Genomic DNA, 24,695 nt, shown 5'->3' with positions numbered 1-24,695 from the left:
GGGCAGCGTTGCGCATCGGGGCCTGACCTTCGGAGGGATATCCGTTCGAGTTGTGGGTTCTCCTCTCGTCTGCGAGGGGAGAACCCACAAGCGAAGGGGTTATCCCTTCAAACGTGGGATGGGGGCGCGCCGGAGGGCGGCGGGCGCGGGGGCGGCGGGCGCGGCGGCGCGGCGGGTACGGCGGCGCGGCGGGTACGGCGGGCGCGGCGGGTACGGCGGGCGCGGCTGCTGGACGCGGGGGGCGGCGGGACGCCGGGGGCGGCTGGCGCGGCGGGTGCGGCAGTGCGGCGGCGCGGCGGGTGCGGCGGGCGCGGCGGCGGGACGCGGGGGGCGGTGGCGGCGGGGCGGTCGTGGCGGGGTGGTGGGGGGCGTGGTTAGTCGTCGGATAGGCGGGTTAGGAGGTGGAGGAGGGTTGATTGTTCGGTGAGGGTCAGGCGTTCGATGAGGGAGACCATGGCGTCGCGGCGTTGGCGGCGGATGGTGGTGAGGACCTTGGTGCCGGCTGGGGTGAGGGCGACCAGGGTGGCGCGGCGGTCGGCGGGGTCGGGGCGGCGGGCGACCAGGCCGGCGGCTTCCAGGTCGTCGACGACCGTGGTGGCCGAGCGCGGCACGATGCCGAGCTGATTGGCCAGTTCGCTGGGCCGCAGGGGCTGGCCGGCGTGGTCCAGGGTGCGCAGCAGACGAAACTGGCCGTGGGTGACGTCGACGTCCTGTTTCAGCGCGCGCCGCTGCCGGCGGACGATGCCTTCGAGCAGCGCCGCGATCTGTTCAGCGGTGTCATCCGGTCCGGGCACGAGCAAAGCCTAAGGGTTGACGGATCTTGTGAGCCCAGCTCATAGTGAGCTAAACTCAGTATATCTGGTCCCCGACCGAAAGGCACCGATGTCACAGATCTCCGGACTTCCGGGCTCAGGAGCCGGCGGCGGTCGAGCGATGCGCTCGCTGCTCAAGGACTCCTCGGTCCGTAACCACAAGCTTTCCGCCGGCACGCTCCGGCGGATCCTCAAGTTCGCCGTCCCCTACCGCCGCCAGCTGGCCGTCTTCCTGGTCCTGGTCGCCGTCGACGCGGCCACCGGCGCCGCCACCCCGTTGCTGTTCCGCGAGATCATCGACCGCGGCATCGTCCCCGGCAACACCCAGTTGGTCATCTGGCTCTCGCTGGCCGTCGGCGCTCTCGCGGTGTTCGCCGGCACACTCACGCTGGCCGAGCGCTGGTTCTCCTCCCGGATCGGTGAAGGTCTCGTCTACGACCTGCGCACCGCCGTGTTCGACCACGTCCAGCAGCTGCCGGTCGCGTTCTTCAGCCGGACCCAGACCGGCGCGCTGATCCAGCGCCTGAACGGCGACGTCCTCGGCGCCCAGCAAGCCTTCACCTCGACGCTGTCGAACGTGGTCTCCAACCTGCTCAGCGTCGCCCTCGTCCTCGGCGCGATGTTCGTGATGTCCTGGCAAATCACGCTGCTCGCGCTGGTCCTGCTGCCGCTGTTCATCCTGCCCGCCCGGCTGATCGCCGGCCGGTTGCGGGAGGCAACCGCCGAGACCTACCGGCTGAACGCGACCATGGCCCAGACGATGACCGAGCGCTTCAACGTCGCGGGCGCCGTACTGGCCAAGGTCTTCGGCCGGACGCAGGACTCCTCGCAGGACTTCGCCGGCAAGGCCGCCCGGGTGCGCGACATCGGCGTCACCACCGCGATGTACGCCGCCATCTTCCGCGTCTCGCTCACCCTCGTCGCCGCGCTCGCCGTGGCTCTCGTGTACGGCGTGGGCGGCGTGTTCGCGGTCCAGGGAGCACTCGGGATCGGGACGGTCGTCGCGCTGACGGCGTACCTGAACCGGCTCTACGGCCCGCTCACGGCGCTGTCCAACATCCAGGTCGACATCATGACTACGCTGGTCAGCTTCGAGCGCGTGCTCGAGGTGCTCGACCTCCCGCCGATGGTTGCCGACCGCAAGGACGCGAAGGAGCTCCCGGCCACCGTCGAGCCGTCGATCGAGTTCGAGCACGTGTCCTTCCACTACCCGTCCGCCGAGGAGGTCTCGCTGGCCTCGCTCGAGTCCGTCGCGACACTGTCCGCCGAGACCGGCGAGGAGGTGCTGAAGGACGTCAGCTTCACCGTCGAGCCCGGCCAGCTGGTCGCGGTCGTCGGCCCGTCCGGCGCCGGCAAGACGACCCTCGCCTCCCTGGTCTCCCGGATGTACGACGTGACCGGTGGAGCGATCCTGGTCGGCGGCCGGGACGTCCGCGAGGTCACGCAGGACTCGCTGCGATCGGTGATCGGCGTGGTCACGCAGGACTCGCACATGTACCACGACACGATTCGGTCCAACCTGCTCTTCGCCCGGCCGGAGGCGACCGAGGACGAGTTGCAGCAGGCGCTCGAGGCCGCCCAGATCGCAACCCTGGTGAACAGCCTGCCCGATGGACTCGACACCGTGGTCGGCGACCGCGGCTACCGGCTGTCCGGTGGCGAGCGGCAGCGGCTGGCGATCGCCCGGCTGCTGCTCAAGGCGCCGTCGATCGTGATCCTCGACGAGGCCACCGCACACCTGGACTCCGAGTCCGAGGCCGCCGTACAGGCCGCGCTCGCGAACGCGCTGTCCGGACGGACCTCGCTGGTGATCGCACACCGATTGTCGACAATCCGCAACGCGGACCTGATCCTCGTCCTGGACGACGGCCGGATCCGGGAACGCGGCACGCACGACGAGCTGCTCGCCGCCGGCGGCCTGTACTCCGAGCTCTACACCACCCAGTTCGAGGAAGCTGCCTAGGCTTTGGCGCGGAGGCGGCGGCGCGTGCCCGGCGCGCTGGCCGAGCTTGCCAGCCCCAGCGCGCCCAGGAACTGCTCCAACGTGAACGCCGCCATCCCGAGCGCCACCGGATTGCCCGGCACCCGCGAGGCCCCGACCGTCAGCCCCGGCCGCGAACCAGGCAGCACGTGCTCAGGCAGCTCCTCCCGTACGGCGGGCAGCAGCCACTCGGCCAGCGTCTTCGTCGTCCACCCGGTGAGCGTGACGTGCGGGACGTTCAGCAGGTTGACCAGGTCGCCGAGCGAGGCCGCCAGGTAGTGCGACGTACGGCGGGCAAGCTCGAGCAGCGCCGGGTCGTCGGCGGCAAGCCCCTCGGCCACCGCGTCGACGAACCCCCGCTGCAGCGGCTGCCGAAGCGCGGGATGATCCGGATCGATCTCGGCCAGCGACATCTCCAGCCCGTGCACCCCGAGGTAGGCTTCGACACAGCCGCGCCGCCCGCACCGGCACGGCCGGCCGTCCAGCTGCAGCAGCGTGTGACCCCACTCGCCGGCATTGTTGGCCGCGCCCCGCAGCAGTGAGCCGTCGATCGCGATCCCCGCGCCAACCCCTGTCCCGAGGTTGACCACGGCCATCGTCTTGGTCTCCCGGCCGACGCCGAACCACATCTCCGACAGCGCGACCGCCTTCAGCGGGTTGTCGACGTACACCGGCATGCCGAGGCGTTCCTCGAGCAGCGCCTCGATCTTCACCTCGTGCCAGTCCCAGTTCGGCGCGAAGACCGAGACGCCGGCGTCCGGGCGGACCTGGCCGGGCATGCTCACCCCGGCGCCGATGATCGCGTCGCGCCGGGTCCCGCTGGCCGCGACGGCCGCCTTGATCGCGCGGACGATGCCGTCGACGACGTACGCCGGGTCGTTCTCGTGCTCGTCGAGAGCCACTTCGCTCTGCCCGAGCGGCCCGAGCGTCACGTCGTACACGGTCGCGTCGACGTAGGTCTCGGCCACGTCGATGCCGATGATCCGGCCGCGGTCGGGGTCGATGCTGAGCCGCTCGTACGGACGGCCGACGGTGTTCTGCTCGACCGTCGCGATCCGCAGCACCCCCTCGGCCAGGAACTGCGTCACCAGCGTGGCGACGGTCGCCGTACTCAGCCCGGTGTGCTTGGCGATCTCCTGCCGGGTCGAGGGACCGAGCGAGAACAGCGCGTGCAGAACCTCGAACCGGCTCTCGTTGCGCAGATCGCGAGACGTCTGCCTCGGCAACCTTCCCCCTCCATCACTCGACACTCAGTTTTCGCAGCTCCGGCGTGCCCGGGCCACCGACGCCCCGGACCAGCAGCGTCAGGCCGGACCAGCCCGGCGGAATCCACAGTACGTCGGGATCGCCGCCGGAGAAGGCTGGACGCTCCCCGGTCCAGACCCGCCCCACACACTCGCCGGACGCCCAGCCGGTGACCCGCACCTGCGTGCCCTCGGGCCGGACAACCGATCCATTCTGCAACGATGGAAGCCGTACGTCGAGCCAGACCTCCTCCCCCGGCTCCAGCGTCAGCGGCAGCTCGATCTCCGTCGCCGGGCCGTCCTGCAGCACGAACGCGGTCAGCAGCTCGTCGTCCTGTACGGCGCACGTCCAATCGGTCACCGGCTGCAAGCTCAGCAACTCGGCGCGTAGGCCGCCACCACTCGGGTTGTGCGGCACGGTCACCGAGATCTGCTTGGTCCCGGCCGGAACGAGCACCCACGGATTCTCGGCGTGCACCGTGACCGGCTCACCGTCGCCGACCGTCACGTGCACTGGCTCGCGTACGCCGTCCAGGTGCAAGGCCGTCGTCATCGTCGTGTCGATCCGGCGCGTGTAGGTGACCGGCGTGCCGACGCGAGTACTGCTCCACCCGGTCAGGCTGCGCAGCGGCGCCGGGTCGCCGGCCCAGTGCCCATCGACGATCCACAACGCCGAGATGTCTTGATTGTCGACAATCGACCACAGTGCGCCCAGGCCGCGCAACGCACCGAGCTGAAGCGCCGGCAGCCGCGCGTCGTCGAAGTTGGCATGACCCCAGATCTCGACCGTCGCCTCGATCTCGCCGGTGAGTCCACGGACGTCGATCCGCTCGGTGGCGCCGAACCCGGCCAGCGTTTGAACCCGCCCGCCGACCGAAAGGTCAACGATGTCCGACGCACCGACCAGCAACAGCTCGTCGACACCCGCCAGGTCAGCCGTCGCGCGGTACGTCCCGCGTCCGCGATAGACCCCAAGCGACTCCAGCGTCGGCGGCAGCTCGTGAGTCCCCGCGGGCTTGTCCGGGGCCTCGGTCTCCCGCCGGCGCACCACAGTCACGTCCTGCGCCTCGACCTTCTCGGACGCACCGACCTCCACCGGTGCCTCCACGCTGACCCGTACGCCGTCGACTACCAAGTTGGTCCCGACCGCGAGCTCCACCGAGGTGTTGCCGATGACAACGGTCACCGGGACCTTCGACGAGAAGATCAGCCCGTCATCGGACAGCCCGACGAGGTCGGCGGACGCCAGAGTGAGCGTCTTGTCGCCCAGCGGCAGGTCGATCGGCATCAGTGGGCACGAGTCCGCCGCAACCGCCACAGACACGTCCCGGACGCGGGCGCGCCCGTCTTCCGATCCCAGGTTCGGCACCGCGACCAACTGTCCGCCGCCGTGGAGGTCCAGTGCGGACGGAGACGAGCTGGTCGGGAAGTCCGCGACCACCTCGACCGACGCTCCCGACGTGGCCAGCGCCAACCGGGAGCCCAGTGCCTCGAGGACGCGGGCGAGCACCTGCGCCTCGCCGTACTCCGGCCGCCCGATCCCCGTCGAGGACACGAAACCGCCGAAGTCGTACCCGTGGCTCATGAAGTTGCCCGGCGTGCCCCAGTTGCCACTCGACGGCGTGTACCCGAAGTTCCACCCCGAGGCCTGCAGGTACGGCGCGATCAGCGACGCACCGCTGGCCAGCAACCGGCGCAGCGTCCGGTGCCGCCGGTTGGTCTCGGTGATCAGCAGCGGCAACCCGCGGTCCGCGAGCAGCTGCGCGTAGCGCCGTACCTCTTCCTCGATGTACGGCGAGTCGTCGTTCGGGTAGAAGTTGCACGCCGGTACGACGCCCGGCACGTTGCCCGTGGCACCGAACAGGTCACCCTGACCGGCGCAGGCGACCAGCGGCACCGTGATGCCGTGGGCAACCGCCTGGTCGCGCAGGGCAGTGAGGTAACCGGTGCGGTCCTCGCAGTCGAAGAAGTCCAGCTCGTTCTCCAGCTGGACCATGATGACCGAGCCGCCCGCGCCGAATTGCCGGGCTGCGAGCAGCGGCAGCACCTCGTCGTACCAGGCGCTCACCTGAGCGAGGAAGCGCGGCTCGTTCTGCCGGACGCGCAGGTCCGGGTCGAGGCCGAGCCAGGCCGGCAGCGCGCCGCCGTCCCACTCCGAGCAGATGTACGGACCGGGCCGGGCGATGACGTGCAGCCCGGTCGCGTGGGCGAGGTCGAGGAACGCGGCCACGTCCCGCCGCCCGTCGAACGACCAGCGGCCGGGCGCGAGCTCGTGGAAGTTCCATGGCAGGTAGACATCGACACACGTATAGCCCGACGCGCGCACCTGCTCGAGCCGCTCCTGCCACTGCTCGCGGGGCAGCCGGAAGTAGAACAGGGACGCGCACAGGACGACCTGTGGCTTGCCGTCGATGACGATGCCCTGGGCATCCATGGAAACCGCGTTCACTTGACCCCCGCGCTGCCGCCGCTGATGTCCATCTCGTACAGGTACCGCTGACCCAGGTAGTACACCAGGATCATCGGCAAGGTGAGCAGGATCGACCCGACCATCACCAGGTTCCACGGTGGCGCCTGGAGCGCGGCCGACGTACTGGTGATGTACTGCACGCCCAGGGCGAGCGGCATCTTGGTCTCGTCGTTCAGGTAGATCAACGGGCCCATGAAGTCGCCCCAGGTCGCGGTCAGGGTGAAGATCCCGATCGCGATCAGCACCGGGCTGAGCATCGGCAGCATGATCCGGCGGTAGATGCCGAAGAAGCCGAGCCCGTCCACCATCGCCGCCTCGTCGATCTCACTCGGCAGCCGGGACACGAACTGCCGGACCAGGAAGACGTTGAACGCGTTGGAGAAGAAGTTCGGCACGATCAGCGGCAGGTAGGTGTTCACCCAGCCGAGTTCCTTGAACAGGATGAACTGCGGGATCATCGTGATCTGCGCCGGGATCATCATCGTGGCCAGCACGATGATGAACAGCGTGTTCTTGCCCGGCGCCCGCAACCGGGCGAACGCGTAGCCGACCAGGCCGCTGGACAGCACCTGGCCGATCACCGCGCCGGTCGAGATGATCACCGAGTTCAGCAGGAACCGCTGCATCGGCAGGTCGGTGCTGAACACCCGGGTGAAGTTGTCCCAGTGGAACTCGCGCGGCAGGATCGTGAAGGTGTTGGCGTTCACCGTCTGGTCACTGGCCAGCGCGATCGACACCACGAACACCAACGGCACACACAACACCGCCGACACCACGATCAACGTCGCATACGTGAACGGCGACGCCCGAAACACGCCGAGCACCCGATCCCGGCCGGGCGGCCGCTCCGGCGTACGCCGCTGGTCCTGCTGCGGCGGTGCAGCAGGAGAGAGGACGGTGGCCATTACTTCACCTCGGTCTCGTAGAACACCCAGCGCCGGGCGGTGCGGAAGGCAAGCAGCGTGAACACCAGGATGACTGCGAACAGCAGCCAGGACAGCGCCGATGCGTAGCCCATGTGGTAGAAGGAGAACGCCTCGTCGAACAGCATCGGCACCATCATCTGGCTGGCGTTGTTCGGCCCGCCCTTGGTCAGGATGTAGACCTGGGAGAACACCTGGAAGGCGCCGATCAGCCCCATGATCAGGTTGAAGAAGATGATCGGGGTCAGCTGCGGGACGGTGATGCTCCAGAACTGCCGGATCGGCCCGGCGCCGTCCACCTCGGCCGCCTCGTAGAGCTCGCGCGGGATGCCCTTCATTGCCGCCAGCAACAGCACGGTCGCGCCGCCGGCGCCCCAGACGGACAGCAGGATCAGCGCGGGCTTCACCCAGACCGCCTCCAGCAGCCACGACGGGCCCGGGATGCCGAACACCCCGAGCACGTCGTTGAGCGGGCCGGACGGGGCCAGCACCATCTTGAAGATCATCGCCGTCGCGACCAGCGGCACCAGGGTCGGCAGGTAGATCAGCGTCCGGAACACCTTGCGGAGGCCAACCTGCTTGTTCAGCAGGTTCGCCAGCCACAGCCCGATCCCGAGCCCCAGCGGCACCGAGATCGCGGCGTAGTAGAACGTGTTCCACAACGCCTTCCAGAACACCGGGTCCTCGGTCAGCAGCCGGGTGTAGTTCTCCAGCCCGACCCACTTCGGCGGCGTGAACGAGTCCCAGTCGGTCAGCGAGATGTAGACCGAGGCGATCATCGGGCCGAGCAGGAACACCACGAAGCCGATGATCCACGGCGACGCGAACAGGTAGAACCACATCGCCTCGCGGCGGCGCAACCTGGACATCAGCTCGGCTTGACGATGGTCTCGAGCCGCTTCTGGATCGCGGTCAGCGCGGTCCGGGCGTCCTGCTTGCCCAGCCAGAAGTCGGCCAGCCCGTCGTCGAACGCCTTCTGCATCTCGTTCCAGGCCGGGATGAACGGCGCCCGGTAGACGAAGTCGCTGGACTCGCCGAACACGTTCATGTTCACCGGCTTGGTCATCCAGGCCGGCTTCAGGAACGCCTCGCTCTTCTGCACCTCGATGTTGGCCGGCACGTCCTGGCCGGTGGCGATGATCTGCTGCTGGGCCTCCGGCGAGGTGAGGAAGTCGATCGCCTTCAGCGCCGCCTCGGGATTCTTCGCCGTCCGCGACACCGCCAGGCCGCTGCCGAACGCGGTCACCGCCTGCTCCTTGCCCTTCCACAGCGGGGCGATGTCCCACTCGATCTTGGACTTGGTCAGGCCGCTGATACCCCAGAACCCGGTGGTGTTGACCGCGACCTTGCCGTTCGCGAACGCCGCGTCGCCGCCGACGTCGGCGCCCATGTCGGCGTACTGCTTCTGGGTGGGTACGACGCCGTGCTTGAAGATCAGGTCACCGGCCCACTGCAGCGCTTCGATCACCTCGTCGGTGGCGACCGCGGGCTTGCCGCTGTCGTCGATGATCTTGCCGCCGTTCTGGTACACGAAGCTCCACCACTGGGCCCACCAGCCCGAGCCGGCGTAACCCCACTGCTTGCCCGGCACGGTCAGCTCCTTGAACGCGCTGAGCGCGTCGTCCCAGGTCCAGTCCGCGCTCGGCGCCTTGATGCCCTTGGCCTCGAACAGCGCCTTGTTGTAGAAGACGATCATCGCGCCGGAGCGGTCCGGGACCGCGTAGACCTTGTCCTGGTAGGAGTACAGCTTCCCGATCGAGCCGAACCGCTTCTCCAGGTCGATCCCGGCCTTCGCGGCCAGCTCGTCCAGCGGCTGGATCTGGTTCTTGCTCGAGTAGACGTTGACGCTCTCGGCGACCTGCATGATGTCCGGGCCCTTGCCGCCGGCAATCATCGTCTGGACCTTCTGCGCGTACCCGTCGCCCGGGATCAGCTGCAGCGTCACCTTCAGCTCGGGGAACTTCTTGACCAGCAGGTCGATCCGCTTCTGGTACGTCGTCTTGTCGTTCTCCCCGCCCCACACCGTCATCACCAGGTTGGCGGCGCTGGCGTTGCCCGACGACGAACCCTGGTCGTCACTGTCGGCCCCGCAGGCGGTGAGCGTGATGACGCCCGCGGCCAGACCCATCCCGAGAAAACCCCGACGCGAAAGCTGCGTCCCGTCCATGGCCATCGCTGGCCCTCCTTGCCTGTTGAACCCTGAGGGTTTCTGTTGAACCCTGAGCGTTTGAGTGCCGGTTAAACTAACCATTGGAATAACCCCTGGCAAGACCTCGCCACCCAGTTGCCAAACCGTGACCAGCCGGCCGCGCCCCACCCAGCACAAGCTGAACCGAGTAAGTTCTGCGGGTTTCTACAACTCCGGGCGGCTCAGGTCCAAGGACACCGCCTTCGGCGGCGACCGTTCTCCAGCCGCCTTCGGCGGAGTCGCAAGCCGCTGTCCGGCCGGAGGCGACCGGCGGAGAGAACCGCCAACCGCAGGACGGCACGCCTTCGGCGGCGGCTGTTTCTCCAGCCGCCTTCGGCGGAGTCGACCGCTGTCCGGCCGGAGGCGACCGGCGGAGAGAACGCCTGGCCGCAGGACGGACACTGCCTTCCGCGGCGGCTGTTCTGCAGCCGCCGTCGGGGGGGTCGCGAACCGGCGTCCGGCTCGAGGGCATCGGCGGACAGAACCGCCCACCGCAGGACGGACACGCCTTCGGCGGCGGCTGTTCTAGCGGCCGCCTCCGGCGGCTGCGCCAACCGGTGAGACGCGCCAGGCGCCCATCGGCGGAGAAGCCGGTGCAACGCCGTGATGTCGTCGCCCGCGAGACTTACCGAGCAGCTAGCGCCGCGGCAACCAACGTTGGGGTCGTAATGCGGCTTGTGTCCTTTTCGACAGGAGGTGTCCGGCCCTCGACCCCGATCCCCAGCCGGTTCAGGCGAGGGAGCAGCCAGCCGTGGGTATACGTCCTGTCGAACTGCACCGGAGGCCACCACGCTCCCGGAACCCGGACCGCCTCCACGCCATGACAACCCCACCCGCGACCCCGCCGAAGGCGGCAACAAACTGCCGCCGCCGGAGGCGGTGTCGGTTCGCCGGAGGCGGCGTCCGTTCCAAGTGGTTTCAGGTGGTTGCCACGGTGAGGGCGAGGCAGTTCGCGGCCGCGAGAGGAGGGTTGTCGGGGAGGCGGGCGATCAGGATGCCGTGGGCCTGGTCGAAGGGGACCGGGCCGTGGCCGAGGAGGCGGACGCCGGTGACTGTCTCGCTCCCGGCGAGGCTTCGGATGACGGCGCGGCCGTCGGACGGCCAGGCCAGCTGGAAAGCGTAGACGGTGTCCTCGCGGCGGGTGAAGCGGTAGTCGGCGTCGGTCCAGTTCACGCGGTCCTCGGTGAAGCCCTTGATCACGACACTCGACGGTCCCTCGCCGAACACCCGGTACGGTCTCGTCCCGTAGATTCCTTCGCCGCAGACCCGCATCCAGGCGCCGAGGTCGTCGAGGAGTTGCGAGCACTCCAGATCGAGCGTGCCGTCGGGCAGTTGCGGGATGTTCAGCAACAGGTTCCCGTTCTTCGCCACGATGTCGACGAGCATCTCGATCACGTGACCGGCGGTCTTGTAGACGTCGCGCACGTTGTAGAACCAGTCACCGACCGAGGTGTCGGTCTGCCAGGGCTCGGAGTGGATACCAGGAGTCTGGCTGCGTTCGATGTCCATCACACCGACCACGTGCACCTCGGGCCGGCGGTCCTTCTGCTGGTACACGGCGCGGTTCGTCCCGTGGATCCGCGCACTGGTGTTGTAGAGATGCGCGACCGCCCGCAGACCGGGCTCGTAGTCGACCTCGCCGAACGGCAACGGGCCGTCGGTGTAGAGCAGATCGGGCTGGTGCCGGTCGATCATCTCGGTCACCGCCGCGAGCCAGTAGTCGCGCCAGGCGGGATCGTCGCAGTACCACGGATCCGGAACCACCACGTCGTCCGCGGGAAGGTAGCGGCTGTTGTCCAGGTACACGTCGCGGTACGCCGGATCGGTGCCGTCGTACGGAACGCCGGCGAGCGGCCCGTGCTTGTCGCTGCCCTTGTTGACGGCCATCCACCCGAGTGCGGCGCCCAGGTGCTCGGTGATCCCGAACGGCAGCCCGCGCTCGGCCGCGGCGGCCTTCCACAGCGCCAGGATGTCCTTGCCCGGGCCCACCCGCACCGAGTTCCAGGGGTTGACCTCCGAGTCGTAGTTGAAGAAGTTGTCGTGGTGCACGGCCTGGGCCACGACGTACCGGGCGCCGGCCGTGACGAACCGGTCCATCAGGTCCTTCGGATCGAACCGTTCGGCCTTCCACAGCGGTACGACGTCCTTGTAGCCGAACTCCGACGGATGGCCGTACGTACGCAGGTGGTAGCGATACTGGTCGCTGTCCTGGCGATACATGTGGCGTGCGTACCAGTCGCCGTACCGCGGCACCGACTGCGGTCCCCAGTGCGACCAGATGCCGAGCTTCGCGTCCCGGAACCAGTCCGGGCATTCGAACGTGGACAGGGACTCGAAAGTTGCGTCGAACGGCACTGGTTGCTCCTGGTCGGTGATGGGTGTGTGGGCCGGCCGGTTCACGCCGGCCGGCCCACGGTTGCGCTACTTGCCGGGCATCTTGTCGTACGCGGTCTGCTGGATCTCGAGGTAGCGCTTCAGGCCCAGGCCCTCGAGGCCCTTGACGTAGGCGTCCCAGTCGGAGTCGATGTTCTTCGACCCGGTGATGAACTGCAGGGCGTTCTGCTGCACGTAGTTCTCGATGTTGGTCTGCAAGGTCGCGACCTCACTGCCCAGCGAGGGGTCGATCCAGACCTTCCAGTACGGGTAGATCAGCGCCTTGTCCTCCTTGCCCTCGTACAGCTTGGTTGCCTCGAACAACCGCCGCTCGTACCCGGCCGGGCTGTAGATGTCGGTCGCGATCGCCTCGGAGTTCCGGAACTTCTCGGTGTTGTTGTACTGCGCCAGCGCTCCCCACCCGGAGTTCGGCGGAGTTGCGCCGGAGGGCTGCGGGATCTGCTTGAACACCGGCTTCAGCGACTTGTCGAGCGCGACGTCGCCTGGCTGTGGTTTCGTCCAGGTCTTGCCCTCGCTGCCGAACTGCCCGTTGATCTGCCCCTCGTCGGTGAAGATGTAGTCGAGCAGCTTGATCGCCTGGATCTGCTCCTCCTGGGTGGCCTTGTTCGTCAGTACGAACGTCGCACCCGGCGCACTCGGGAAGTTGTACCCGGTGAAGTTCGCACCGCCCGGCCCGGTCAGCGGCGGGACCGCGTCGTACTGCTTCTGGCGACCGTCGGGCAGGTTGCTGACCGCGATGCCCAGGTGCAGCACAGTGGCCGAGCCGAGGAGCGGCGCCTTGCCACCGTCACCCTGCTGCTGCAGCGCGTCCGGGTTCTGGGTGAAGGCGCCCTTGTCGATCAGGCCCTCCTTGTAGAGTGAGTTCAGGTACTTGAGTCCCTCGCGCCAGCCGTCCTTGTTGGCCTGCAGGTCGACCTTGCCGTCCTTCAGCACCAGGGTCGAGTTGTTGTTGCCGCTGGTGCCCTGCGGGTCGTAGATGAACGCGTTCATGAAGTACGGGATCAACGCGTCCCGCACGCTCGCGCTGAGCGGGATCTCGTCCGCCTTGCCGTTGCCGTTCGGGTCCTGGGTCTTGAACGCCTGCAGGACCTTGCGCATGTCCTCCGTGGTCTTCGGCTGCTCGAGTCCGAGCTTCTTCAGCCAGGCGGTGTTCATCCACAACTTGCCCTGGTAGGAGCAGTGGTAGCAGTCGACCCACTGCGGCATGCCGTAGATCTTGCCGTCCGGAGCCGTCGCCATCGCCTTCCACTCCGGCTCGGCGTCGAGCGCCTTCTTGATGTTGGGCGCGTACTGGTCGATCAGCTGGTTCAGCGGAACCAGGACGCCCTGGCTGCCCAGCTTGAGCAGCTCGGCGGGGGTGAACTGGTCGACCCACGGGATCAGCAGGTACAGGTCCGGGTAGTCGCCGCTGGCCAGCGAGATCTGCCGTTTCTCCTTGGCCGGCCCGCCGTCGAACGTGCTGGTCTGCCACTTGAAGCTGATGTTGAACTGCTGCTTCACCTTCTGGGTGAACTCGTTCGTGGCCAGGTTGGTCTCGGCGCCCTGGGGCGCGAAGACGTCCAGTGTCACGGCCGGGTTCCCGGTCACGGTGGGCAGCGGCTTGCTCTCGTCCGCCGACGTGCCGGATCCGCTGCAGGCGGCCAGGCCGAGTGCCAGAACACAGAGCCCGGCGACCGCCGCGAACCTGGTTCTCCTGAGCTGAGTTGTCATGTTGTCCCTCACAGGGGTAGAGATGGTGCGAAGGATCAGCCCTTGACGGCGCCGATCATGATTCCCTTGGTGAAGTAGCGCGCCACGAACGGATAGATGAGCAGCACCGGCACACTGGCCACCACGATCAGCGAGTACTTGAGCAGATCGGCCAGTTGCTGCCGTTGCAGAACGACGGAGGCGTCGATCGCGCCGCCGCTGTAGGTGTTGAGGATCAGGATGTTGCGCAGCACGAGCTGCAGCGGGAACAGATCCGGGTTCTTCAGGTAGATCAGCGCGTCGAAGTACGAGTTCCACTGCATGATCGCGTACATCAGAGCGATCACGGCGATCATCGGCTTGGCCAGCGGAATCACCACCGACCAGAGGAACCGCAGGTCGCCGCAGCCGTCCAGCTGCGAGGCCTCGACCAGCTCCTCGGGGATCACGGTGCGGAAGTACGTCCGAGCGATGATCACCTGCCAGACGCCGATCGCCTGCGGGACGATCAGTGCCCACCGGGTGTCCAGCAGTCCGACCTGCTGGACCACCAGGTACGTCGGGATCAGCCCGCCGGTGAACAGCATCGTGAACAGGATCAGGCTCATCACGACGTTCCGGCCGACCAGAGTACGGCGCGACATCGGGTACGCGATCGCGATCGTCATCACGACACTGACCAGCGTGCCGACGACCGTGTAGAACAAGGAGTTCACGTAGCCCTGGATGATCTGCGGGTTCTCGAACACCGCGCGGTACCCGCGCAGCGAGAACTCCACCGGCCAGAACAGCACCCGCCCGGACGACACGGCCTCAGGGCTGCTGAACGAGCTCGCCACGATGTACAGCAGTGGCAGCAGCACGACGGCGAGGAACACGATCAGCAGCAGGTAGACGCAGAACATGAACATCCGGTCCGTGCGCGACTCCTGGATCCGGCGTGCGCGCGCCGCCCGGCGCTCGGTCCGCTTGTTCGGCAGGGTTCTCGTTCCGGCGCTCATGACCACAGTCCGTTTCCGGTGATCCGCTTGGCCACCATGTTGACGCCGAGCAGCAGGACCAGGTTGATGACGGAGTTGAACAGGCCGACGGCGGTGGCCAGGCTGAAGTCGGCGTTCAGCAGCCCGGTCTTGTAGACGTAGGTGGCGATGATCTCGGACTCGCTGAGATTCAGCGGGTTCTGCAGCAGGAACGCCTTCTCGAACCCGATCGCCATGATGTTGCCGACCGCGAGCACCAGGATGATCACCGCGGTCGGCATGATGCCGGGCAGATCGACGTGCAGGATCCGCCGCAGCCGTCCGGCGCCGTCGACCTTGGCGGCCTCGTGCAGGGCCGGGTCGATCCCGGCCAGCGCCGCCAGGTAGATCACGGCCGAGTACCCGGTCGTCTGCCAGACGTCGGACCACACATAGATGTGCCGGAAGTAGTCCGGGTTGCCCAGGAAGTCCACCGCCGGTACGCCGAAGAACCCGAGCCCCTCGTTCACGATGCCGAGCCGCGGCGACAACACCAGGATCGTCATCGAGACGACCACCACGGTGGAGATGAAGTACGGCGCGTACGTCACCAGCTGGACCGTCTTCTTGAACAACCCGGTGCGGATCTCGTTCAGCGCCAGTGCCAGGACGATCGCGAGCGGGAAGCTGGCCGCGACCGTGTAGACGGACAGCAGGAAGGTGTTCTTCAGCAGCGTCCAGAACACCGGGTTCTGGAAGAACAGCTCGAAGTTACGCAAGCCGGTCCACTGACTGCCCCAGATGCCGGCCACCACGTTGTAGTTCTTGAACGCCAGCACGGCGTTCGACATCGGGATGTACTTGAACACCACGAACCAGACCAGCGGCACGACCATCAGCAGGTACAGGGTCCAGTGCCGGCGCAGACTCCGCCGCAGACCGGTGACGGTGGTGCGTTCACGCCGCCGGCGCCGGCGCTGCTGGGCCGGTGCTTCGCCGACGGGCGGCGGGATGCTTGTCAGGACTGCCATCGAACCTCCTCGTCCAGGCCGGCGATCAGCTCGGGCTCACGCGGTGACCGACACCGGCCGTCAAACTCACCGGCACCCGGTCGTGGCCGTGGCGCACGATCCGCTCCTGGTCCCGGTCAGCCGTCAGGAGGGCCTCGATGCCGTTCGGTGTCCAGGCGATGTCGACGACGACCCCGCCGCGGGCCCGGAGGCCGGTCACTCGTCCACTGGTCCACTCGGCGGGCAGCGCCGGCAGCAGCTCGATCTCGCCGGTGTGGCTCTGCAGCAGCATCTCCGCGATTCCTGCCGTCGCCCCGAAGTTGCCGTCGATCTGGAACGGCGGATGCGCGCAGAACAGGTTCGGGTAGACGCCGGCGCCACTGCCCACGTAGTCGGTCGAGGTGTCGTTCGCCGGGCGCAGAAAGGCGCGTACCAGCCGATGTGCCGCGGCCGCGTCGCGGAGCCGGGCTCGCAGGTTGATCTTCCACGCCAGCGACCAGCCCGTCGCCTCGTCGCCGCGCAGGTCGAGCGTGCGCGCGGCCGCCGCTGCCAGAGTCGGCGTGCCGTCCGGCGTGATCGCGCTGCCCGGGTGGAGGCCGACCAGGTGGGACATGTGCCGGTGGTGCGGATCTTCCTCCGCGAAGTCCGCCGCCCACTCCTGCAGTTGACCTCGTGCGCCGACCGGTGGCTCGGGAAGTCGCTTGCGTGCCGTGGCGAACTCGTCGACGAGCGGATCCACGACGTCGAGCAACTCGGCCGCCTGCTCGACCCGGCGGAACAGTTCCGAGATGAGCGCCAGATCCATGGTCGACGACTCGGTGACCGAGGCCGGTTGACCGTCGTCGGCCAGGTAGTCGTTCTCCGGGGAGGTCGACGGCGACGTACCGAGGCTGCCGTCCGGCCGCTCGACCAGCCAGTCGAGGCAGAACTCCGCCGCGCTGCGCATCGCCGGCCACGTCGTACCGAGAAACTCCAGGTCACCGGTGAACTCGTAGTGGTCCCACAGGTGGCTGGTGAGCCAGGCGCCGGCCAGCGGCCAGTTCGACCACCGCGGGTCGCCCTCGACGGGGTTGGTCCAGCACCAGGCGTCGGCGTTGTGGTGCGCGGTCCAACCGCCGCAGCCGTACCGTTCGCGGGCTGTACTGCGGCCCGCCTGGGCAAGGTGATCGATATACCGAAGCAGCGGCTCGTGACACTCGGAGAGGTTGGTCGTCTCGGCCGGCCAGTAGTTCATCTCGGTGTTGATGTTCACCGTGTAGTTCGAGCTCCACGGCGGCCGCAGGATGTCGTTCCAGATCCCCTGCAGGTTCGTCGGCAGGCCACCCGGTCGCGAACTCGCCACCATCAGGTAGCGGCCGTAGTTGAAGATCAGTGCGGCCAGGGCAGGGTCCTCGACCTCGACCGCCCGGGCCACCCGCTCATCGGTCGGCAGCCCGGACCGCTCCGGCGATCCGGCCAGCTCGAGCGACGACCGGCGGTACAGCCGCCGGTGATCACGCTGATGATCTGCCACGAGGTCGCCGTACTCCCGATCGAGCGCGGCGAGCACGACCTGGTCCGCCGCGGACCAGCACTCCTCCGCTGTCCGGGTCGGCGCGGTGAAGGGACCGTCGTACCCGGTCGCGGTCGAGACGATCAGCACGATTTCCGCTGCGTCCTCGACGATGAGCTCGGCCTCGCTCGCCCGGAGCCGGCCGTCGGTCCGTGCGCGCAAGGCGATGGCCGCCGCCATGCCCCGATCCGCGCCGTCGGAGTACCGGATCGGCTCTGGTACGTCGCGATGCGGCGGAGCGACATCGGCCGGCGCCTGCAGGAACAGTCCGAGTCCGTTCTCGACCGCGTGCGGGGCCGACCGCAACTGCGACGTCAGCCGGCACGTGAGCGCCAGGACGGGTCGCGATGCGGTGATTCGCTGCACCAGTACGCCGTCCGGCGCGCTGACGAAGGCCTCCTTGCGAACGGCGACACCGCCCACCTCGAACTCCGCGACGGCCAGGGCACCGTCGAGATCGAGCTCTCGTCGGTACTGCGTGACGTCACCCTCGGTAGGTGTCACCCCATCGATGCGTGACTCCAGCAGGAGGTCGCCCAGCGGCAGGTACGCCTGCGAGTAGCCGGAGTGAAGACCTCGGGCCAGCTCGTGCGCCCGGCGGATGTCGCCTGCCGTGAGCGCGTCGCGGACAGCCTGCACGGCCTCGGCGCCGGTCGCTCCGAGCGGAGTCGACAACAATCGCGCGGTCTCCGGGCCGCCCGACCAGAGGGTCTCGTCGTTCAGCCCGATCCGGTCAGTGCCGACACCGCCGAAACACATCGCGCCGATCCGGCCGTTGCCCAGCGGCAACGCCTCCAGCCAGGTTCCGGCCGGCCGGTCGTACACCAGCCGCTGCAGGCCGGAGCGGTCCGGGCCCAGCATGTCGCCCATCTCACAACCCTCCGTCGCGTCACGGGAATTGATCCCATGATTTTCCGGGATCGTAGCGCTGTGTCCGCTCTTGGTCCATACTGAACGGCGTCGGATCTGAAGAAAGATCCCATCTATTGTCTGATCCTGAGGGGCGCGCCATGCCACACATCACCTCGGTGGAGGTCGTCGACATCCGCTTCCCGACCTCGCTGACCAGCGACGGATCGGACGCCATGAACAAGGACGGCGACTACTCGGCGGCGTACGTCGTCCTGCACACGGACGACCCCCGGCTCACCGGCCAAGGCTTCACCTTCACCATCGGGCGCGGCAACGACCTGTGCGTCGCCGCCGCGGCTCAGCGCGGTGAGCCGCTGGTGGGCCGAGACGTCGACGAGCTGTGCGAAGACCTCGGCGGGATCTACCGCGAGCTGCAGTCCGACAGTCAGTTGCGGTGGCTCGGACCGGACAAGGGTGTCATCCATCTGGCCCTGGCCGCGGTGATGAACGCGGTGTGGGACCTGGCCGCCCGGCGAGCCGGCGTACCGCTGTGGCGACTGCTGGCCGACATGTCACCCGAGCAGCTCGTTGCCGCCGCCGACCTGCGGTATCTGTCCGACGTCCTGACGCCGGAGCAGGCGGTCACCCTGCTGGCGAGGCAACAAGAGGGCCGTAAGCGACGAATCGAGCAGCTCGAGGCGTCCGGGTACCCCTGCTACACCACCTCGGCCGGCTGGCTGGGCTACTCAGACGCCAAGCTGCGCAGGCTCTGCGAGGAAGCCGTTGCCGCCGGCTACAAACACGTGAAGCTCAAGGTCGGCGCCGACCTCGCGGACGACATCCGGCGGTGCGGGATCGCTCGCGAAGTGCTCGGGGCGGACGGTCACCTGATGATCGACGCGAACCAGGTGTGGGACGTGCCTGAGGCAATCGAGTGGGTCAAGGCGCTGGCCGAGTTCGAGCCGGTCTGGATCGAGGAACCCACCAGTCCCGACGACATCCTCGGGCACGCCGCGATCCGCAAGGCGGTGGCGCCGATCGGCGTCGCCACCGGCGAGCACGGGATGAACCGGGTCCTCTTCAAGCAGATGTTCCAGGCCGGCGCGATCGACTACTGCCAGCTCGACGCGGCCCGGCTGGGCAGCGTCAACGAGGTCCTGGCGGTCTACCTTCTGGCCGCCTGGTTCGACGTACCCGTTTGCCCGCACGCTGGTGGAGTCGGTCTGTGCGAGCTCGTTCAACACCTCGCGATCTTCGACTACGTCGCTGTCTCCGGGAGCCTCGACGGCCGGGTCACCGAGTACGTCGACCATCTGCACGAGCACTTCGTCGCACCCTGCGTGGTCCGCGACGGTGCGTACGTGCTGCCTGCAGCGCCCGGTTACAGTGCCGAGATGCACAGGGAGTCACTCCAGACCTACCAGTTTCCGGACGGCGACTACTGGGCCGCCCGCCAAGCCGAGGACCCGGTGCCGTGAACCCGGGCGAGCTCGCGGACCCGCCACGCACGCCCGGCGTCTCCCAGACCGACGTCGTCGTCGAGGGCATCCGGCAGATGATCCTCGACGGCCGGCTCCGGCCCGGCGACCGGCTTCCGGTCGAGAAGGAGCTCGGCGCGGCCCTCGGGGTCTCCCGGAACCCGTTGCGGGAAGGGGTTCGGGCGCTCTCGATGATGGGGGTTCTCGAGACCAGGCAAGGCGCCGGCACCTACGTGACCAAGCTCGATCCGTCGATGCTGCTGGTTCCGATGGGATTCGTCGTCGACCTCCAGGACGGCAGCGGAACCCATCACCTGCACGCCGTCCGCCGGATCCTCGAGACGGAGGCCGCCGCCCTGGCAGCCCTGCAGATCGACGCGGCCGATCTCGAGGCGGCAGCCGAGTTGCTGCGCCACAACGAGGCCGAGCTGACACTCGAGGAACCCAACCACGAGACCGTGATCGAGAACGACATCGCCTTCCACCGCATCATCGCGAACGCAGCCGGGAACCCGATCCTGGCCGCACTGATCGACGCGCTCGGTGGACGGACAATGCGTGACCGGCTGCGCCGATCCATCTCGCAGCCGGGGGCCGACGAGACCGCGCACCGCGAACACCTGTCGATCCTCGCCGCCCTCGCCGCCCACCACCCGGACCGGGCCCGAACCCGGATGGCGGCCCACCTGTTCACCGTCGAGGACTACCTCCTCGAACGAGCCACCGTGAGCCCGGCCACGAAATGAGGCGACTGGATGCCCCTGCTGCAGTGGAGTACCCCTGACCTGACCCTGACCTTCGCTCTCGACGACGACGGTCCGGTCCGGCTGATCGGCGTACGCGAAGCCTCCCAGCCGGACGGTGGTGAAACGGATCCCAGCCAGCCCTTGGTCGAGGTCTCGGCCGTCGGGCACGGACTCGCGGCGAGCCACAGCCGGCAGGCCGGAACGAGCCTCGGGCAGAAGTTGCGCTACGTCCGCCATGAAGAGACCGACGCGATGTTGCGCATCATCCAGGAGGAGCCGAACACCGGGCTGCGCGTCACCAGTGTGTTCGAAGCGCGGGCCGGCGTCCGCGCGTGGTCCGAGGCGTCGATGAGCGGGACCGGCAGCCTCAAGCTGACCTTCCTGTCGTCGCTGGTCGTCGGGTTGGTGTCGATCGACGCCGACTTGTACTCCGCGGCCAACACCTGGATGGCCGAGAACCGGTGGTCCGTGCAGTCGCTCCGTTCTGCGGCGCTGGCGGACATCGACCGCGATCCGCACCATCATGTGGCTCGTAGCCGGCAGGCGGTGACGAGCATCGGCTCGTGGTCCACCGGGGAGCGACTTCCGCTCGGTGCGTTGATCGGCCGGACCACGCCGTACGCGATCGGCTGGCAGATCGAGCACAACGGGCCGTGGCACTACGAGCTCGGCGAGAACGAACGTGGCGGTTACCTGCTGCTGAGCGGTCCGACCGACCAGGAGCACCAGTGGAGTGTCACGCTCACGGCCGGCCGTCCGTTCACGACTGTGCCGGTCTCGCTCGTCGCCGGCACGGATCTGGACAGCGTATTCGGCGCCCTCACCCGGCAACGCCGTGCGATCCGCCACCGGCGCCCGATCGACGACCGGATGCCGGTCGTCTTCAACGACTACATGAACACCCTGATGGGTGATCCGACCACCGAGAAGCTGCTGCCGCTCATCGATGCGGCCGCGGAGGTCGGCGCGGACTACTTCTGCATCGACGCCGGCTGGTACGCCGACGGTGACTGGTGGAACACCGTCGGGGCCTGGCAGCCGTCGACGACCAGGTTCCCGAACGGTCTCGCCGAGGTGATCGACCGGATCCACAGCCGCGGCATGGTTCCCGGCCTCTGGCTCGAGCCCGAGGTCATCGGGGTCCGGTCACCGCTCGCCCGGGAACTCCCCGACGACAGCTTCCTCAGCCGCCGGGGAGTACGGGTCGCCCAATCCGGCCGCTATCTCCTCGACCTGCGCAGTACGGCGGCGCGCAAGCACCTCGACGACACCGTCGACCGGTTGGTCGGCGACTTCGGCGTCGGCTTCTTCAAGTTCGACAACAACACGACCACCGGACCGGGCACCGACAAGGACGGTAGGTCGCTCGGTCACGGACTGCTGGAACACAACCGGGCACTGCTCAGCTGGCTCGACGGCCTCCACGAACGCCACCCCGAGCTGCTGATCGAGAACTGCGCGTCCGGCGCGATGCGGATGGACTACGCGATGTTGTCCCGCCTGCACCTGCAGTCGACCTCGGACCAGGAACATCCGTTGCTCTACGCACCGATCACCGCGGCCGCCCCCACCGCCGTACTCCCGGAGCAGGCCGGCCACTGGGCCTACCCGATCAGCGGGAGCACGGAGGAGGAATTCGTCTTCGCTCTCGTCAACGGCATCCCCGGTCGCCTCTACCTCTCCGGCCACCTCGATCGGATGACGCCGTCCGAGCTCGACCTGGTCCGGTCCGCGTTGGCCGCTCACCGCGTCCTGCTCGACGAGCTCGACTCACTCGTCCCAGCCTGGCCGCTCGGCCTCCCGGAGTGGACCGACGAGTGGCTGGCCTTGTCCCTGAGCGGCCCCAATGTCTCCTACCTGGCCCTCTGGCACCGCGCGCCCGGACCGGCCGCCATCACCCTCCCTGTCCCCAGATCCACCATCACGCCACACTTCCCGACCGACACCACCGGGTGGACCTACACCTGGACCGACGAGAACTCGCTCAGCATCACAACCGACGTCCCCGAACCCTCTGCCCGCATCCTGCGCCTGAGCCACTAACCTTCGCGGATGCGGAAATTGACGTGGGCCGGTGCCGGGTGCCTGGTGCTGGCATTCGTAATCAGCGGGTTCTTCGGCGTGCAGCTGATGCGCGCCATCCCAGGCACACCGGCGCCGATCGGGGACGGCCCGGTCCGGCTCGACGGCGAAGGGCTGACGATCTTCGCGTCCGAGCGCGGCGCCGGCCAGACCTGTACGGCGACCGACGCGAGCGGTACGGCGATCGCGCTGCAGGCGCCGTCCCGCTCGGAGCAGTTCGACGACGCCGGCGACCTCTACTACGTGGTCGCGCACTCGGTCGAGAAGGTCCCGGCGCAGGCGGTCGAGGTCGTGTGCACCAACGAGAGCGCGACGTACTTCGTCGGCCGCCGCCACACCGCTGCCACGTTCATGGTGCCGGCCCTCAGCGCCGTCGGCTCGTTCTTCGTGCTGGCCGCGATCGGCGCCGTACTGATCGTCGTCGGGCAACGGAAGAAGCGGGCGCCGCAACCCTGATCGCGGCGCCCGCGCTCGGTCAGCCCGCCTGGCGCAGGTGGGCGAAGATCAGCAGCGAGGCCTACTTCCGGATGGTGATGACCGGCTGCATCCGCGGCCTCACCGCCGCGGCCCCACCCGGGCGGCCGGTCACGGAGATCCTGGCCGACCTCGGTCTGGAGTCGCCGCACTGAGATGAGCCAGTACGGCGAGAACGCGACGATGCCCGTCCTCGGATTCCGGCAACGTGAGCTTGGTGAACACGTGCCGGACATGCGCCTCGACCGTACGCTCGCTGAGGAACAGCCGCCGTGCGATGGCGCTGTTGGTCAGTCCCTCGGCCATCAGCTCGAGCACATGCCGTTCGCGCTCGGTCAACGCGGCCAGCGGATCGTGGTCCCCGCGCTGTGCCACCAAACCGGCCACGACCTGCGGATCGAGCGCCGACCCACCCCGCGCAACCCGCTCGGCCGCGGCCAGGAACTCCCCCACGTCGAGCACACGATCCTTCAGCAGGTAACCGAATCCGCCCAACGACACGAGCCTCACCACGTGCGTTGTCTCGATGTGCTGTGACAGCAGCAGCACACCGACCTCCGGGTGCGCGCTCTTCACCGCCTCGGCCGCCCGCGCCCCCTCGTCGCTGAACGTCGGCGGCATCCGGATGTCCGCCACCACCAGATCCGGCTGGTACGACGCCACCGCCGCAAGCAGCCCATCCGCGTCGCCCAGCGTCGCGACCACCTCGTGGCCGCCGTCCACGAAGAGCATCTTGAGCCCTTCACGCAGCAGCACCTGGTCCTCCGCGATCACGATCCGCATGGCAGCTCCGCGATGAGCGTCGTACCGCGGCCCGGTTCGCTGTCGATGCGGAAGATCCCGCCGAGCGCCGCGACCCGGTCGGCGAGCCCGGTGAGGCCGGTGCTGGTGCCCGCGGCCGCACCACCGACGCCGTCGTCGGTCACCGTCACCAGCAGGCTGTGGTCCTGATGCCTCGCCGCCAGACCGACCCGCGTGGCGTTCGCGTGCTTGACCGCGTTGGTGAGGCCCTCGCAGCAGATGAAGTAGGCCGCCGCCTCGACGCCGGACTCGAACCGCTCGTCGGGCACGTCGACCGATACCGGCAACGGAGCCCGTCGCGCGAGGTCGTGGAAGGCCGGCGCCAGCCCGTCGTCGAGCTGGGTCGGCGGCAGGCCACGAGCGAGCTCGCGGAGCTCGCCGATCGCGAGGGTCGCTTCCTCGACCGCACGATCGAGCGTTGCACCGGCGGCCGTGGGCGCCGAGCCGAGCTGGTGCTGGGCGTGCCGGAGCGCAAGCCCGATGGAGACCAGGCGCTGCTGGGCACCGTCGTGCAGATCGCGTTCGATCCGGCGGCGCTCGGCGTGGCCGGCGGCAACGATCCGGGCCCGGGACGCCTTGACCTCGTTCAGCTGCAGCCGCAGTTCCGCCCGCAGCCGAGCGATCTCGACCGCGAGACCGCCATCCTCGACGACGCGCCGAAGCAGCTCCGGGCTGAGCTCGGCCGTGCCGGCGTGCAGGACGACCCCGATCGGCTGGTCGCCGCGTTCGATCGCGATCCGGTGCCGGTCGTCGTCGGTCCGGGTGTGCCCGGCGAGGTCGACGTACCGCTGGCTCTCCGGCAGGAAGACGAGCAGCTCGAGGCCGGGGTCGGCGAGGATCTCGCGGAGGACGGTCTGCACCTCCTCGGGGGTACGGCGACCGGACCGGACGTCGTCGAGGAAGCCGGCCATCCGGTGCAGGGCGTCGTACCGGGACCGATTGAAGCGGCGGTCGACCGTGTCCTGGATGCTGCCGCGCAACGGGCGGAACAGGATCGCGCACACCTGGAGCGGAGGTCTCGATGCGGAGCATCGTGGCCT

18 protein-coding genes are annotated in these 24,695 nt (G+C 68.4%); 5 read left to right on the top strand and 13 right to left on the bottom strand.

Features of this window, described 5'->3' with window-relative positions:
- Window positions 1–374: 374 nt before the first annotated feature.
- On the bottom strand, window positions 375–794 hold the full coding sequence (locus AB0H36_RS20310) for a MarR family transcriptional regulator (RefSeq protein WP_360525196.1): 420 nt from the start codon (window positions 792–794) through the stop codon (window positions 375–377).
- Window positions 795–933: 139 nt separating this feature from the next.
- Between AB0H36_RS20310 and AB0H36_RS20305 the strand changes: the two genes are divergently transcribed.
- Window positions 934–2,775: an ABC transporter ATP-binding protein gene (locus tag AB0H36_RS20305; protein WP_360525193.1), complete on the top strand. Its 1,842-nt coding sequence runs from the start codon at window positions 934–936 to the stop codon at window positions 2,773–2,775.
- Here the strand turns inward: AB0H36_RS20305 and AB0H36_RS20300 are convergent.
- From AB0H36_RS20300 to AB0H36_RS20255, 10 genes are all read right to left on the bottom strand, one after another.
- Entirely contained in the window at window positions 2,772–4,019 is a 1,248-nt protein-coding gene (locus AB0H36_RS20300; protein ID WP_360525190.1) for an ROK family transcriptional regulator, read from the bottom strand. The two genes, AB0H36_RS20305 and AB0H36_RS20300, sit on opposite strands and share 4 nt — an antisense overlap.
- 13 nt (window positions 4,020–4,032) lie before the next feature.
- Window positions 4,033–6,486 carry a beta-galactosidase gene (locus tag AB0H36_RS20295; RefSeq protein WP_360525187.1) on the bottom strand — a complete coding sequence of 818 codons (2,454 nt, stop codon included), beginning with the start codon at window positions 6,484–6,486 and terminating at the stop codon, window positions 4,033–4,035.
- Window positions 6,483–7,412, bottom strand: a complete 930-nt coding sequence (locus AB0H36_RS20290) for a carbohydrate ABC transporter permease (RefSeq protein ID WP_360525185.1) — start codon at window positions 7,410–7,412, stop codon at window positions 6,483–6,485. Before AB0H36_RS20290 ends, AB0H36_RS20295 begins: the two co-directional genes overlap by 4 nt.
- Window positions 7,412–8,299, bottom strand: coding sequence for a sugar ABC transporter permease (locus AB0H36_RS20285; protein WP_360525182.1), 888 nt, complete (start codon window positions 8,297–8,299; stop codon window positions 7,412–7,414). The genes AB0H36_RS20290 and AB0H36_RS20285 overlap by 1 nt, the downstream gene beginning before the upstream one ends.
- Window positions 8,299–9,603 (bottom strand): sugar ABC transporter substrate-binding protein, encoded by a 1,305-nt coding sequence (locus AB0H36_RS20280; RefSeq protein WP_360525179.1) that lies wholly within the window; start codon window positions 9,601–9,603, stop codon window positions 8,299–8,301. The genes AB0H36_RS20285 and AB0H36_RS20280 overlap by 1 nt, the downstream gene beginning before the upstream one ends.
- A gap of 933 nt (window positions 9,604–10,536) precedes the next feature.
- Window positions 10,537–11,973: an alpha-L-fucosidase gene (locus AB0H36_RS20275; RefSeq protein WP_360525176.1), complete on the bottom strand. Its 1,437-nt coding sequence runs from the start codon at window positions 11,971–11,973 to the stop codon at window positions 10,537–10,539.
- Window positions 11,974–12,039: 66 nt separating this feature from the next.
- Entirely contained in the window at window positions 12,040–13,722 is a 1,683-nt protein-coding gene (locus AB0H36_RS20270) for an ABC transporter substrate-binding protein (RefSeq protein ID WP_360525173.1), read from the bottom strand.
- A 35-nt stretch (window positions 13,723–13,757) separates the two neighbouring features.
- Window positions 13,758–14,702, bottom strand: coding sequence for a carbohydrate ABC transporter permease (locus tag AB0H36_RS20265; RefSeq protein WP_360525170.1), 945 nt, complete (start codon window positions 14,700–14,702; stop codon window positions 13,758–13,760).
- Window positions 14,699–15,691, bottom strand: a complete 993-nt coding sequence (locus AB0H36_RS20260; protein WP_360525167.1) for an ABC transporter permease subunit — start codon at window positions 15,689–15,691, stop codon at window positions 14,699–14,701. The genes AB0H36_RS20265 and AB0H36_RS20260 overlap by 4 nt, the downstream gene beginning before the upstream one ends.
- A gap of 25 nt (window positions 15,692–15,716) precedes the next feature.
- Window positions 15,717–18,092: a glycoside hydrolase N-terminal domain-containing protein gene (locus tag AB0H36_RS20255; protein WP_360525164.1), complete on the bottom strand. Its 2,376-nt coding sequence runs from the start codon at window positions 18,090–18,092 to the stop codon at window positions 15,717–15,719.
- Between the two features lie 140 nt (window positions 18,093–18,232).
- Here AB0H36_RS20255 and AB0H36_RS20250 point away from each other — a divergent pair, with 140 nt between their 5' ends.
- Genes AB0H36_RS20250 through AB0H36_RS20235 form a run of 4 tightly spaced genes read left to right on the top strand, consistent with a single transcriptional unit; the run spans window position 18,233 to window position 22,836 of the window.
- Complete coding sequence (locus tag AB0H36_RS20250) at window positions 18,233–19,552, top strand: L-fuconate dehydratase (RefSeq protein ID WP_360525161.1); 1,320 nt, start codon at window positions 18,233–18,235, stop codon at window positions 19,550–19,552.
- Entirely contained in the window at window positions 19,549–20,298 is a 750-nt protein-coding gene (locus AB0H36_RS20245; protein WP_360525159.1) for an FCD domain-containing protein, read from the top strand. The genes AB0H36_RS20250 and AB0H36_RS20245 overlap by 4 nt, the downstream gene beginning before the upstream one ends.
- A 9-nt stretch (window positions 20,299–20,307) precedes the next feature.
- Window positions 20,308–22,341 carry a glycoside hydrolase family 36 protein gene (locus AB0H36_RS20240; RefSeq protein ID WP_360525157.1) on the top strand — a complete coding sequence of 678 codons (2,034 nt, stop codon included), beginning with the start codon at window positions 20,308–20,310 and terminating at the stop codon, window positions 22,339–22,341.
- Window positions 22,342–22,350: 9 nt separating this feature from the next.
- Window positions 22,351–22,836 carry a hypothetical protein gene (locus tag AB0H36_RS20235; protein WP_360525154.1) on the top strand — a complete coding sequence of 162 codons (486 nt, stop codon included), beginning with the start codon at window positions 22,351–22,353 and terminating at the stop codon, window positions 22,834–22,836.
- 129 nt (window positions 22,837–22,965) lie between these two features.
- Here the strand turns inward: AB0H36_RS20235 and AB0H36_RS20230 are convergent, their stop codons facing one another.
- Both AB0H36_RS20230 and AB0H36_RS20225 read right to left on the bottom strand, forming a co-directional pair.
- On the bottom strand, window positions 22,966–23,637 hold the full coding sequence (locus tag AB0H36_RS20230; protein ID WP_360525151.1) for a response regulator transcription factor: 672 nt from the start codon (window positions 23,635–23,637) through the stop codon (window positions 22,966–22,968).
- The gene (locus AB0H36_RS20225; protein WP_360525148.1) at window positions 23,625–24,659 is read right to left on the bottom strand and encodes a histidine kinase; all 1,035 of its coding nucleotides are present in this window, start codon (window positions 24,657–24,659) and stop codon (window positions 23,625–23,627) included. Before AB0H36_RS20225 ends, AB0H36_RS20230 begins: the two co-directional genes overlap by 13 nt.
- Window positions 24,660–24,695 lie beyond the last annotated feature (36 nt).

The organism is Kribbella sp. NPDC050820 (assembly GCF_040653975.1).
Classification (GTDB): Bacteria; Actinomycetota; Actinomycetes; order Propionibacteriales; family Kribbellaceae; genus Kribbella.
The sequence above is the reverse complement of the archived record's forward strand: the minus strand, read 5'-3'. Positions and strand labels throughout refer to the sequence as shown.